At 72.9% G+C, this 12,155-nt stretch carries 11 protein-coding genes and 1 riboswitch; of the genes, 8 read left to right on the forward strand and 3 right to left on the reverse strand.

Features of this window, described 5'->3' with window-relative positions; all coding sequences use genetic code 11:
* Positions 1 to 224 (forward strand): integrase core domain-containing protein (locus DKT68_RS27150; protein ID WP_146218440.1); only part of this gene is annotated, 224 nt, incomplete at its 5' end.
* Here DKT68_RS27150 and DKT68_RS27155 read toward each other — a convergent pair.
* Together DKT68_RS27155 and DKT68_RS27160 are read right to left on the reverse strand one after the other, a co-directional pair.
* Positions 221 to 931, reverse strand: a complete 711-nt coding sequence (locus DKT68_RS27155) for a hypothetical protein (RefSeq protein ID WP_109820225.1) — start codon at positions 929 to 931, stop codon at positions 221 to 223. The genes DKT68_RS27150 and DKT68_RS27155 overlap by 4 nt on opposite strands.
* Positions 924 to 1,505, reverse strand: a complete 582-nt coding sequence (locus tag DKT68_RS27160) for an RNA polymerase sigma factor (RefSeq protein WP_109820226.1) — start codon at positions 1,503 to 1,505, stop codon at positions 924 to 926. The genes DKT68_RS27155 and DKT68_RS27160 overlap by 8 nt, the downstream gene beginning before the upstream one ends.
* A gap of 159 nt (positions 1,506 to 1,664) precedes the next feature.
* Here DKT68_RS27160 and DKT68_RS27165 point away from each other — a divergent pair, with 159 nt between their 5' ends.
* The gene (locus DKT68_RS27165; protein ID WP_109820227.1) at positions 1,665 to 2,000 is read left to right on the forward strand and encodes a hypothetical protein; all 336 of its coding nucleotides are present in this window, start codon (positions 1,665 to 1,667) and stop codon (positions 1,998 to 2,000) included.
* A gap of 147 nt (positions 2,001 to 2,147) precedes the next feature.
* Here the strand turns inward: DKT68_RS27165 and DKT68_RS27170 are convergent, their stop codons facing one another.
* Positions 2,148 to 2,336, reverse strand: a complete 189-nt coding sequence (locus tag DKT68_RS27170) for a hypothetical protein (RefSeq protein ID WP_109820228.1) — start codon at positions 2,334 to 2,336, stop codon at positions 2,148 to 2,150.
* Between the two features lie 186 nt (positions 2,337 to 2,522).
* Between DKT68_RS27170 and DKT68_RS27175 the strand changes: the two genes are divergently transcribed.
* The 6 genes from DKT68_RS27175 to DKT68_RS27195 all read left to right on the forward strand — a co-directional run.
* Positions 2,523 to 2,732 (forward strand): helix-turn-helix transcriptional regulator, encoded by a 210-nt coding sequence (locus DKT68_RS27175; protein WP_109820233.1) that lies wholly within the window; start codon positions 2,523 to 2,525, stop codon positions 2,730 to 2,732.
* Between the two features lie 423 nt (positions 2,733 to 3,155).
* Positions 3,156 to 3,731 carry a winged helix-turn-helix domain-containing protein gene (locus DKT68_RS27180; RefSeq protein WP_109820229.1) on the forward strand — a complete coding sequence of 192 codons (576 nt, stop codon included), beginning with the start codon at positions 3,156 to 3,158 and terminating at the stop codon, positions 3,729 to 3,731.
* 1 nt (position 3,732) lies between these two features.
* Positions 3,733 to 5,037, forward strand: a complete 1,305-nt coding sequence (locus DKT68_RS27185) for an MFS transporter (RefSeq protein ID WP_109820230.1) — start codon at positions 3,733 to 3,735, stop codon at positions 5,035 to 5,037.
* Positions 5,038 to 5,908: 871 nt separating this feature from the next.
* Positions 5,909 to 6,085, forward strand: a riboswitch (cobalamin riboswitch).
* Between the two features lie 24 nt (positions 6,086 to 6,109).
* Positions 6,110 to 6,241, forward strand: coding sequence for a hypothetical protein (locus DKT68_RS32480; RefSeq protein ID WP_269089877.1), 132 nt, complete (start codon positions 6,110 to 6,112; stop codon positions 6,239 to 6,241).
* A 133-nt stretch (positions 6,242 to 6,374) separates the two neighbouring features.
* Positions 6,375 to 10,043 (forward strand): cobaltochelatase subunit CobN, encoded by a 3,669-nt coding sequence (cobN, locus tag DKT68_RS27190; RefSeq protein ID WP_109820231.1) that lies wholly within the window; start codon positions 6,375 to 6,377, stop codon positions 10,041 to 10,043.
* Positions 10,040 to 12,155: VWA domain-containing protein (locus tag DKT68_RS27195; protein ID WP_109820232.1), on the forward strand; the 2,116-nt coding region annotated here is incomplete at its 3' end. The genes cobN and DKT68_RS27195, both read left to right, overlap by 4 nt.

The following is a 12,155-nucleotide window of genomic DNA, read 5'->3' on the forward strand; positions in this document are numbered from 1 at the left end:
AACGCACCCGCCCCTACCGGCCACAGACCAACGGCAAAATCGAACGCTTCCACCGCACCATGGCCGACGGCTGGGCATTCAAACGGATGTACTCCAGCGAGTCAGCCCGCCGAAACGCCCTACCCGCCTGGCTCCACAAGTACAACCACCACAGGCCCCACACCGCGATCGGCAAACGCCCACCCATCAGCCGCTTGACCAACCTCCCTGGGCAGTACAGCTAGGTCAGCGACGCGGCGATCTCGATCGCCTCCAGCCGGGTGATGTCGCCCTCAAGCCGGTAGCTCACGCCCCGGTACTGCCAGATCAGCGTCGAGGCGGCGAGCCGGGCCGTCTCGACCCGGACCTCTCCCGCCCGGTCCACGTAGGCCAGTGTGTGGGGGCCGCCGACCCAGACCGCGAAGTCGCCGTGGACCTGAACCCAGTCCGTCGCCCTGCTGGTCTGCTTGTGGAACGCCAGGTCGAGACGGCCGTCGAAGGCGTCGATACGCAGCGCGCCCCCGCGGTAGAGCAGCGTCGCCACCCGATGGCTGCCCGCGCCGTCGGGATCGGCTACCAGCACCCGCTCGGGCGGGCCCAGCCGCGCCGGAAGACGGATCGGGAAACGTGCCGCCCGCTGTGCCTCGTCCAGGGTGACCGTCCGCTGCGACGGCAGCGGCGACGGCGTGCCGGCGGGCAGCCCCGGCGCCGTGGCGACGCTGACCCCGGCGAAGCGCAGCAGCTGCGCGACGGCGTCGGCGAGGGCGGCCCGCCCCGGTGGCAGCGCCACCACCAGCAGCAGAGCGGCGAGCGCCGCGGCGTAGGAACGCCACCGGCGTCGGCGCGACGGGTACGCGGTCAGCCGCGCCCGTACGCCCGCGGTCACGTCGGGCGCGACGGGTGTCTCCAGCCAGGGGGAGAGATCGCGCAGCTCCCGTTCGAGATCATCCATGGCGGACCTCCTCGACGTCGAGCAGGCCGCGAAGCTTCGCCAGCGCCCGGGACGTCCGCGACTTCACCGTGCCCCGGGGCCAGCCCAACGTCGCCACCGTCTCCTCCTCGCTCAGGTCGAGCAGGAACCGGCAGACGATCACCTCACGGTCGCGTACCGGCAGTCGACGCAGGGCCTCCACCAGCGCGGCGCGGCGTTCCCCGGCGAGGACCGCGCCCACCGCGCCGTCCTCGGTGACGTCGGACGCCGGGTTCGCCGCGGCCGCCCGCAGGACGAGGCCGTCGCGTCGACTGCGCGACCGGTGCAGGTTGCGGGTCTCGTTGGCGACGATCGCCAGCAGCCAGGAGCGGAAGGACGACTCTCCCCGGTACCGGGAGAGCTTGCGGTACCCCTTCACGAAGGCCTCCTGGATGACGTCCTCGGAGTCCGGGCCCGCGCCGAGCAGCACCGCCGTCCGGTACGCGGACGCGGTGTGCCGGGCGACCAGGAGGTCGTACGCCTCCAGGTCACCGGCCCGAGCGCGGGTGACGAGCACGTCGTCGTCCAGGGAGACCTCCGGTTGGATCACACTCATGACACCGCTCACGCGCCGCGGGTTCCACCCTTCGGGGCCCGGATCTTCGGCCCGCGCCGCCCCCCGCCGGTCGCCCTGCCCAGCGCGCTCCCACCCGGCATGCAGCGTATTGCCAGGAACCGGTGGTGAACTGGAGGGCGTCGAGGAGAGGAGTCGGGCATGAGCTGGTTCAGCCGAAGGGCACGGGGCACCGGGGCGACCCCGACGAAGCTCGACCGGGAGGCGACCCGGGACGACCTCGCCGCGCTGGAGGCGTTCATCGCCAGCCGGCAGGGGGTGGAGTTCTACCTGGAGCCGGAGACCACCGCGACCGACACCACCGTGGTGGCGATCGCCCACGACGGCGAGTGGATCCGCCGCCGGACCGGCACCCCGCGCGCGGCGGGCGCCATCGCCCGCAAGCACGCGGTGCCGCTGTACGAGGCGGCTCGCACCGGCTACCCGGAACGGATGCGCACCTGGAACCGGGCACACCCGGAGCGCCACGCCCGCTGACACCAGGGCCGGCCCCCGATGGGACCGCAGTGCCGCGTCCCGCTGCGTGCCGGCCCCGGTCCCGGCCCCACGGGGTCAGGTCTGCTTGATCGACTCGGTTTCGTTGATGCCGCTTTGACCCACGTCTGTGCGCGACGGGGCAATCCGTCAGTGCCGGTCAGGCTGGGTGCCGGCCACGTGGAACGCCTTCACCCGGTCCCTGGCCCAGATCAGAGCCGGACACGTGCCGGTCCGGTCGTGGCACCGTTCGCAGTAGCCCAGAATCCAATGCCGCCGGATGATTCGCTTGGCCAGCCCGGGCACCCACTCCGACCGGGGTAGTTCGCGCTCGATCATGCACCCTCCCAAACGGGCAGGTCCGGCCACCGATCCCTGATCAGGTAGCCGGACCGCTCACCGAAAGGGCCCTAGCCGTTTGCCGTCCTGCAGGCCCTATAAGGGACCATGCACTGTCATACCCGACAGTGTCAACTATGACAGCTACTACATGTGACAGTGTCGAGTACGCATAGCGTCCGGTCCATGGTCCGCAGGCTGTACGGCAGCGCCGAGCTCCAGGAACGCCTCCAGGTGTCCCGCGCCCGCGTCGTGCAGATCACCAGCCGGCCAGACTTCCCGGAGCCGTTCGATCGGCTGGCCGGGGGAGCGGTGTGGTTGGTCGAAGACGTGGAAGCTTGGATCGCCGAGCACCGGCCCCACCAGGCCCGCGACGCCGACCCGGACGCACGCTGAGACGGCCCGGACCCTACGCAAGAGTCCGCGGCGTTCTCGTCGGGTACTCAGCGCTTGGCGATCTTCTCCAGCGCGTCCGAGGTGTGACGCGCATGCGTCCCGACCCGAAGCGGTTTTGATCTTCGAGCGCGTCTTCAACCCCGTTGATCGCCTGGCGCACGTCGCGGATCTCGTCGCCCACGGAGAGAAGCCGGGACGGTGCCGACGGCGACTCTGTCAACTGGACGACAGGACAGGCCCGGTCAACCGACCGAGCCTGCTTGCTGTGACCGCTCAAACCGGCTGAGCCGCCTTCTCCCGAGCCACCTTGGCGGCGCGTGCCCCCCGGCAGACCCTTGCTAAAGAGGGCGATGCGAAACGGTCATTGCGGAAGTCGGCGCTCTGGGCGTATAACCGAAAGAAGTCTTTCGTTTAGGAGTGTCCATGGAACCGGAACGCCGTGTGCGCGTACGGGACGCGACCACGCTGCGCGCGCTCGCGCACCCGCTGCGGCTGCGGTTGCTGCGCTATCTGCTGGCCGCGGGCCCGAGAACCGCCGCGCAGTGCGCCGAGGCCCTCGGCGACACCGGGTCGAACTGCAGCTACCACTTGCATCAGCTTGCCCGTCACGGCCTCATCGAGCGGGTCTCTGCCGAGGGGGCCAACCGGCGTGACCGGCCCTGGCGCGCCGCCGCCACCGGGCTCGAATTCCTCCCGGAGTCCGGTGATGCCGACGGTCAGCAGGTCAACGACGCACTGACCGCCCTGGAGCTCGACGAGGTATTTCGGTCGCTGCAGCGCTACCAGCGCCAGCAGCACAAGCTGACAGACGAGTGGCGGGAGAGTTCGACCTTCCACAACTACACGCTCTCGCTCACCCCTGATGAGTTGCGGCACCTCACGCTGACCCTGGATGCCGTCATCCGGCCGTACCTGCGCCCGATGCGAAACGCGCCCCTGACCGACGCCCGGCCGGTCAGCCTCAGCCTGCAGGCATACCCCACGCCGGAATTCATCTGACATGTTCACGCTCTTGCGCCACCGCGGATTCGTCCTGATCTGGGCTGCCGGGCTCTTCTCGGGCGTGGCGAGTTGGCTGCTGCTCACGGGGTTGCCGATCTATGTGTTCGGGGTGACTGGCTCGGCGTTCACCACCTCCGCCGTCTTCCTCGTCGAGTTGCTGTGCGGCATCACGCTGGGCTCGTTTGCCGGTGCTCTGGCCGACCGTTTCGACAGGTTCCGGCTCATGGGCTGTGTCGCCGTGGTGCAGGCGGCAGTGGTGATTCCCCTGCTCGCTGAGCCCGGTCACCATCTGTGGATCATCTGCCTGGTCGCCGGCGCCCAGGCGGTGCTGACCCAGACATTCGACTCGGCCCGCAACGCGGCGCTGCCAAGCCTTGTCGAGCCCGTGCACCTGGTGGGTGCCAACAGCATGGTGGCGCTCAACATCAGTGTGGGACGGCTCATCGGCAGTTCACTGGGCGGGTTAGCGATCACCCTTGAGGGCACTCGCTATCTCGCTGTCGGTGGCGCCGTGGCTTTCGTGATCACGGCGGCCCTGATCGCCGCCGGCCGCCGGGCCGTGCGTCACGGCGCCGCGGAGTCGACCCCGCCAGGCCGTACGTCGCCATTCTTCGCCAACTGGCGGTCCGGCCTCGCGGCGATGCTGCGCAACCGCACCGTGCGGGTGACGGTTCTGAGCGTGGCGCTGGGCGGCATCGCGCAGGGCCTGTTCGTGGTGCTCTTCGTGGTCTTCGTCAGCCGCGCGCTGCATGCCGACGGCACGCTCACCGGTGTGCTGCGCGGGGTTCAGGCGATCGGCGGCGTGGCGGGCGGGCTCATTGTCGGCATGCTGGGGACGCGGCTGAGTCCCCGGCTGCTGATGAGCCTCGGCGCCACCACATTTGGCCTGATCAGCCTGGTCATCTGGAACGGGCCGGCAGCCACCCGCCAGCCCGAGTGGTACATCCTGCTCTTCATCCTGGTTGGCGTACCTGGCATTGCCTACAACAGCGGAGCCTTCGCCCAGATTCAGCAGGGCGTGCCCGACACCGATCTCGGCCGGGCCTTCGGTGCCTATTACGCGATCTACAACACATCTCAGGGGCTGGGCATGGCGGCCGCCGGTCTGCTCGGCGACCTGCTCAGCGTCGTGCTCGTTCTCAACGTGCAGGCTGCGCTGTACCTGGTCTCCGGTGTGGTCGCCTACGTGGGCCTGCGCTCTGTTGGCGGCGCCACTCCGCCGTCGACATCGGGTGAACCGTTCCTGATCAGAAGACACAAGCGCCGGGAGGTCGGTGTGTCGCGTGGTGTGCGCTCTCCGTAGACGCGATCTCGCCTCATAGGCAGTATCCGTCGACATAAGTTGGTCACGTCCAGGCCGTCCAGATGTCCTGACAGGAAGTTGTCCAACGTCAGGTGCGTGCCGTCAAGTTGTCCGGGCAGGACGGAGAGCCCGCTCGCGCCGCTACGTGAGCGCTGCGCGAATCGGCTCCCGAGCGACCCGCGTTCCGGACGGCTCCGGCCGGCAGCACGCCTGCGCCGGTGGCCATCGCCGCCACCTCGCAGAGGTCCAGCTCCGCCACGATCTCCGCCCGGGTGCGCGGCATCGCCGAGGCGGCCTGAGAAGGGCAGGTGACCCAAGATCTTTAACCCCGTCTTGTTGCGCGATGACACAGGGCCGGGGACGCCCCGATGCCAGCGAAAGCGAGTCGATCAAGGTCGGCACCACCTCGCCGGCTGTCGCTGCACGCCAGCCGCGCCGCTGTGAGCCCGACCGGCCCGCGCCGACCGGCCCGGCCGCGTCGATGATCACATTTCCGCCCTGGCCGTGAGGCCCAGCGACCTCGATCCGGAGGTTGCGCCGGGCGGGATCACCCATGCGAGGCCGACGCTCGGCGTCGGATCGCTGGGATCGGGTCGGATCGATCGGGACCGTTGACCGCCCCCGGTCCGTGGGAGGCGTGCAGGTGGCGATTGTGCCGCTCCCGCCAGGGCTGCGGGGCGCGCGGACCGTCCGTTCGCCCACTACTTCGCTCATCGATCGCATCGACCGGGTCGGGCGGTGCGAAGCGCGCCGCATCGAGTCAGGGCTCTGTACGGACCGCCAATCGCCGCCGAGCGATCGTCGGTCCTCAATCGACTGGTCCCGGCCGTCGGTGCCCGGGGCAGCGTTGACCGGCGGCGGACGGGTGTGGCAGCATTCGCGGCCTGACGGCAGTGAAGGAAGTCGGTGTGATTCCGACGCGGTCCCGCCACTGTCACCGGGGAGCGATCCCCCCTTGCGCGTCACGACCGTGTGTCTGCGGTTGGAAGGCCGGGGGAGAGCGTCGATCCGGAAGCCAGGATACTTCGGCCGTCGGACGTACCCCAGGGCGTGGACACCCGAGGAGGACCCGATGACGCAGGGCTCGTTCATCGACGATCGTCGTCGCGACGCGCACGGCGGACGCTCCGCCGTCAGCGCACCCGTACCCGGCCCCGGTCGCACCGGCGTGCCCCGGGTCACCAGCCGCGTCGGCCACCCCTGAGCTGCGCTGACCGGTCGCCGTCACCCACGTCGGTGGCCCGCCGGCCGGCCCGTCGCACCCGCTGACGCCGCACCCACTCGCTTCGTCCAGGTCGCCCCCGTGGCGGTCGGGACGTCACTCTCCGGAGCCTTCCGTGCGCATCCTGCTGCTCTCCACCGCCGACACCGACCTGCTGGCCGCCCGCGCCAGCGGCGCCGACTACCGGCTGGCCAACCCAGCGCGGGTCGCCGCCGACGAGGTGCCCGCCCTGCTCGACGGGGTGGACCTGGCCGTCGTACGCCTGCTGGGAGGCCGGCAGGCGTGGCCGGACGGCCTGGCCGGGGTGCTCGCCAGCGGCCTGCCGACGGTGGTGCTCGGCGGCGAGGCGGTGCCCGACGCCGAGCTGATGGCCGCCTCCACCGTGCCGTCCGGGGTGGCCACGCAGGCGCTGGCGTACCTGGTCGAGGGCGGCCCGGACAACCTGGGACAGCTGGCCCGGTTCCTCTCCGACACGGTGCTGCTCACCGGCGAGGGTTTCGCCCCGCCCGTGCCGACCCCGGCGTACGGCGTGCACGGCGAGCACCCGACCGACCCGGACCGGCCGACCGTGGGGATCGTCTTCTACCGGGCGCACGCGCTGGCCGGCAACACCGGCTTCGTCGACGTGCTGGCCGAGGCGGTACGGGCGGCCGGCGGCAACCCGCTGCCGATCTTCTGCGGCTCGCTGCGCGGCCTGACCGCCGGCGCGGGTCCGCTCGGGCTCTTCGCCCGCTGCGACACGCTGCTGGTCACCGTGCTCGCGGCCGGCGGGGCGGTCGCCGCCGACGCCTCGGGCGGCGGCGACGAGGACGCCTGGGACGTCGGCGCCCTGGCGGCCCTGGACGTGCCGGTCATCCAGGCGCTCTGCCTGACCAGCACCCGCGAGCAGTGGGCGGGCAGCGACGCCGGACTGTCCCCTCTGGACGCCGCCATGCAGGTGGCGATTCCCGAGTTCGACGGCCGGATCATCACGGTGCCGTTCTCGTTCAAGCGGATCGACGCCGACGGGCTCTCGGTGTACGTCGCCGACGAGGACCGGGCCGCGCGGGTGGCCGGCATCGCGGTGCGCCACGCCCGGCTGCGGTACGTGCCGAACGCCGACAAGCGCGTCGCGGTGGTGCTCAGCTCGTACCCCACCAAGCACTCGCGGGTGGGCAACGCCGTCGGGCTGGACACGCCGGTCTCGGCGGTCCGGCTGCTCGCCGCGCTCGCCGACGCCGGCTACCACCTCGGCGACGCCCCGGTGCCCGACGACGGCGACGCGCTGATCCACGCGCTGATCGCCGCGGGTGGCCACGACGTGGAGTGGCTCACCCCGGAACAGCTCGCCGCCGCCGAGGCGCGCGTTCCCGGTGAGACCTACCGGCGCTGGTTCGAGCAGGTGCCCGCCACGCTGCGCGAACGCATGCGCGAACACTGGGGTGAGCCTCCCGGCGAGCTGTACACCGACGGCGGGGACATCGTGCTCGCCGGGCTGCGCTTCGGCAACGTGGTGCTGGTGATCCAGCCGCCGCGCGGCTTCGGGGAGAACCCGATCGCCATCTACCACGACCCGGACCTGCCGCCCAGCCACCACTACCTGGCCGCGTACCGCTGGCTGGCCGCGCCGGTCGCCGACGGGGGCTTCGGCGCCGACGCCGTCGTGCACCTGGGCAAGCACGGCACCCTGGAGTGGCTGCCCGGCAAGGGCCTCGGGCTCGCCGCCGGCTGCGCCCCGGACGCGGTCCTCGGCGACCTGCCGCTGGTCTACCCGTTCATCGTCAACGACCCCGGCGAGGGCACCCAGGCCAAGCGGCGGGCGCACGCCGTGGTGATCGACCACCTGGTGCCGCCGATGGCCCGCGCCGAGACCTACGGCGACCTGGCCAAGCTGGAGCAACTGCTCGACGAGTACGCCACGGTGCAGGCGCTCGACCCGGCCAAGGTGCCCACCGTGCGGGCGCAGATCTGGGACCTGGTGCGCGCCGCCGAGCTGCACCACGACCTGCACGCCGAGGCCATGCCCGACGCCGACGACTTCGACGACTTCGTGCTGCACCTCGACGGGTACCTCTGCGAGGTCAAGGACGTGCAGATCCGCGACGGGCTGCACATCCTCGCCGCCGCGCCGACCGGTGAACCCCGGGTCAACCTGGTGCTCGCGGTGCTGCGCGCCCCGCAGATCTGGGGTGGCGCCCAGGCCCTGCCCGGCCTGCGGCAGGCCCTCGCCGCGGCGTACGGGCTCGACGAGCAGGACCTGCTCGCCTCGCCGGGGCAGCGGCTGACCCTGCCCACGGCCCTGACCGACGTCGTGGACGGGCCGGCCGGCACCGCCGCCGACGCCGTCGACCTGATCGAGGCGCTGGCGCGCCGGCTCGTCGTCGGCATGGAGACCCTCGGCTGGACCGCGGGGGCGGTCGACACGGTGGTCGAGGAGGTGACCGGCCGGTCGATCCCGGACGCCGCCGCGGTGCTGCGCTTCGCCGCCACCGAGCTGGTGCCCCGGCTGGACCGCACCACCGACGAACTGACCAACACCCTCGGCGCGCTCGACGGCCGGTTCGTGCCACCCGGCCCGTCCGGCTCACCCACCCGGGGTCTGGTCAACGTGCTGCCCACCGGCCGCAACTTCTACTCCGTCGACCCCAAGGCCATCCCCAGCCGCAACGCCTGGGACGTCGGGGTGGCCCTCGCCGACTCGCTGCTGGCGCGGCACCTCGCCGACACCGGCGAGTACCCCCGCTCGGTCGGGTTGACCGTGTGGGGCACCAGCGCCATGCGCACCCAGGGCGACGACATCGCCGAGGTGCTCGCGCTGCTGGGCTGCCGGCCGGTCTGGGACGACCGGTCGCGGCGGGTCACCGGCATCGAGGTGGTGCCGACGGCGGAGCTGGGCCGGCCCCGCGTGGACGTCACCGTGCGCATCTCCGGCTTCTTCCGGGACGCGTTCCCGCACGTGGTGGCGCTGCTCGACGACGCCGTCCGGCAGGTCGCGGCCCTCGACGAGCCGGACGCCGAGAACTACGTCCGGGCACACGTCGCCGCCGACCTCGCCGAGCACGGCGACGAGCGGCGGGCAACCGCCCGCATCTTCGGCTCCAAGCCGGGGGCGTACGGCGCCGGGCTGCTGCCGCTGATCGACTCCCGGACCTGGCGCAGCGACGCCGACCTGGCCGAGGTGTACGCGGTCTGGGGCGGCTACGCCTACGGCCGTGGCCTGGACGGGCGGGAGGCGCGGGTCGACATGGAACGCTCGTTCGCCCGGATCGCGGTGGCGGTGAAGAACCAGGACACCCGCGAGCACGACATCGTCGACTCCGACGACTACTTCCAGTACCACGGCGGGATGGTGGCGATGGTCCGTCACCTGACCGGTACGTCGCCGCAGGCGTACGTGGGCGACTCGGCGATGCCGCACGACGTGCGTACGCGCACGCTGGGCGAGGAGACGCGGCGGGTGTTCCGGGCCCGGGTGGTCAATCCGAAGTGGATCGCCGCGATGCGGCGGCACGGCTACAAGGGCGCCTTCGAGCTGGCCGCGACCGTGGACTACCTGTTCGGCTACGACGCCACCGCCGGCGTGGTCGACGACTGGATGTACGAGAACCTGGCCGCCGCGTACCTCTTCGACGAGACCACCCGGGAGTTCCTGGAGCGCTCCAACCCGTGGGCGCTGCGTGGCATCACCGAGCGGCTCCTGGAGGCCGCCGACCGAGGGCTGTGGGCCAAACCCGAGCCGGCCACCCTCGACCGGCTCCGCGACACGTACCTGGCCAGCGAGGGTGACCTGGAGGACCGCGCATGACCACCACCTATCCGTTCAGCGCCGTGCTCGGCATGGACGACATGCGGCTGGCTCTGCTGCTCAACGCGGTCTCCCCGGCGATCGGCGGGGTGCTGGTCCGCGGCGAGAAGGGCACCGCCAAGTCCACGGCCGTACGCGCCCTCGCCGCGCTCCTGCCCCCGGTGCGCCGGGTCGTGGGCTGCCGGTTCGCCTGTGACCCGGCCGAGCCCGACGCGACCTGCCCGGACGGCCCGCACCCGGCCGGCGCCGCCGCCGAGACCCGTCCGGCCCGCCTGGTGGAGTTGCCGGTCGGCGCCGCCGAGGACCGGGTGGTCGGCTCGCTGGACCTGGAGAAGGCCCTCGGCGAGGGGGTACGCGCCTTCGAGCCGGGCCTGCTCGCCGCCGCGCACCGGGGCGTGCTCTACGTCGACGAGGTCAACCTGCTGCACGACCACCTGGTCGACCTGCTGCTCGACGCGGCGGCGATGGGCCGCAGCCACGTCGAGCGGGAGGGCGTCTCGGTCAGCCACGCCGCCCGGTTCCTGCTGGTCGGCACCATGAACCCGGAGGAGGGGGAGCTGCGCCCGCAGCTGCTCGACCGGTTCGGGCTCACCGTCGAGGTCGGTGCCAGCCGCGACCCGGCCGTCCGGGTCGAGGTGGTCCGCCGCCGGCTCGCCGCCGACGCCGACCCGGTCGGCTTCGCCGCCCGCTGGGCCGACGCCGACACCGAGGTCGCCGCCCAGGTGGCCGCCGCCCGCCGCCGGCTTCCCGGGGTACGCCTGCCCGACGCCGCCCTGCGCCAGATCGCCGAGGTGTGCGCGGCGTTCGACGTGGACGGGATGCGCGCCGACATCGTCACCGCCCGGGCCGCGTTGGCGCACGCCGCCTGGCACGGCCGGGACCGGGTCACCATCGACGACGTCCGGGTGGCGGCCCGGCTGGCCCTGCCGCACCGCCGCCGCCGCGACCCGTTCGACACCCCGGGCCTGGACGAGAAGCGCCTCGACGAGGCGTTGCGGCAGGCCCAGGACGCGCACCCCGACGACGAGCCGGACGACGGCGTACCCGACGGTGGCGACCCGAACGGCGGCGGCCCGCAGGATGGCGGCCCGGGGGGCGGCGCCGCGGCCGGCGACGGCGGCCCCGACGGGAACGGCACGGACGGCGACTCCGACGGCCCCGGTCCCGAACCGGGCCGGGCCGGGCAGGCGGCCGCCGATGACACCGGCCCGGACGGACGCGCCGACCAGGGATCCGACGGCGGGTGGCCGCAGTCGTCCACGGGCGACGACCGCTTAAGCGGGACCGACCAGGACGGCGGCAGGCGTGCGGACCGGGCCGACGGGACGGGCGCTGGGGCGGTCGACGACGACGCGACCAGTGGGTCCGGCGGTGGTTCGGGCCAGCCGGTGGCCGTACCCCGGGGTGGGTTGAAGGCGCGGTTGCTCACCGCGCCGGGCGTGGGTGACGGGGTGCCCGGCCGGCGCTCGCGCGCCCGCACCGGCCGGGGCCGCACCACCGGGGCCCGGATGCCGGGGGGCCACGTCGGCGTTCTGCACCTGCCGGCCACCGTCCGCGCCGCCGCGCCGCACCAGACCAGCCGGGGCCGGCTGGCCGGCCCGCTGCGGCTGCGCCGGGACGACGTGCGCGAGGCGGTCCGGGAGGGCCGTGAAGGCAACCTGGTGCTGTTCGTGGTGGACGCGAGCGGCTCGATGGGCGCCCGCCAGCGGATGACCGCCGTCAAGGACGCGGTGCTCGCCCTGCTCACCGACGCGTACCAGCGGCGGGACAAGGTCGCGGTGATCGCCTTCCGGGGCGCCGGCGCGCGGACGCTGCTGCCGGCCACCTCGTCGGTGCTGGCCGCGTCGACCCGGCTGGCCGAACTGCCCACCGGCGGGCGTACCCCGCTGGCCGAGGGGCTGTTCGCGGCCGCCGACCTGCTGCAGGTGGAGCGGCTGCGGGACCCGAAGCGGCGTCCGCTGGTCCTGGTCGTCACCGACGGCCGAGCCACCGCCGGCACACGTCCGCTGGACCGGGCGGCCGGCGCCGCGGCGGTGCTCGCCGCGACCGGCGCGCCCTGCGTCGTCGTCGACTGCGAGACGGGCCCCGTCCGCCTGCACCTGGCCCGCCGTC

The sequence above is a fragment of the Micromonospora acroterricola genome, from assembly GCF_003172955.1.
In the GTDB taxonomy this organism is placed as follows: domain Bacteria; phylum Actinomycetota; class Actinomycetes; order Mycobacteriales; family Micromonosporaceae; genus Micromonospora; species Micromonospora acroterricola.

Coding starts and splice junctions, on each gene's coding strand:
- DKT68_RS27165 (WP_109820227.1), top strand. CDS start 1,665: ATGAGCTGGTTCAGCCGAAGGGCACGGGGCACCGGGGCGACCCCGACG.
- DKT68_RS32480 (WP_269089877.1), top strand. CDS start 6,110: ATGACGCAGGGCTCGTTCATCGACGATCGTCGTCGCGACGCGCACGGC.
- DKT68_RS27175 (WP_109820233.1), top strand. CDS start 2,523: ATGGTCCGCAGGCTGTACGGCAGCGCCGAGCTCCAGGAACGCCTCCAG.
- DKT68_RS27160 (WP_109820226.1), bottom strand. CDS start 1,505: ATGAGTGTGATCCAACCGGAGGTCTCCCTGGACGACGACGTGCTCGTC.
- DKT68_RS27170 (WP_109820228.1), bottom strand. CDS start 2,336: ATGATCGAGCGCGAACTACCCCGGTCGGAGTGGGTGCCCGGGCTGGCC.
- DKT68_RS27155 (WP_109820225.1), bottom strand. CDS start 931: ATGGATGATCTCGAACGGGAGCTGCGCGATCTCTCCCCCTGGCTGGAG.
- DKT68_RS27180 (WP_109820229.1), top strand. CDS start 3,156: ATGGAACCGGAACGCCGTGTGCGCGTACGGGACGCGACCACGCTGCGC.
- DKT68_RS27185 (WP_109820230.1), top strand. CDS start 3,733: ATGTTCACGCTCTTGCGCCACCGCGGATTCGTCCTGATCTGGGCTGCC.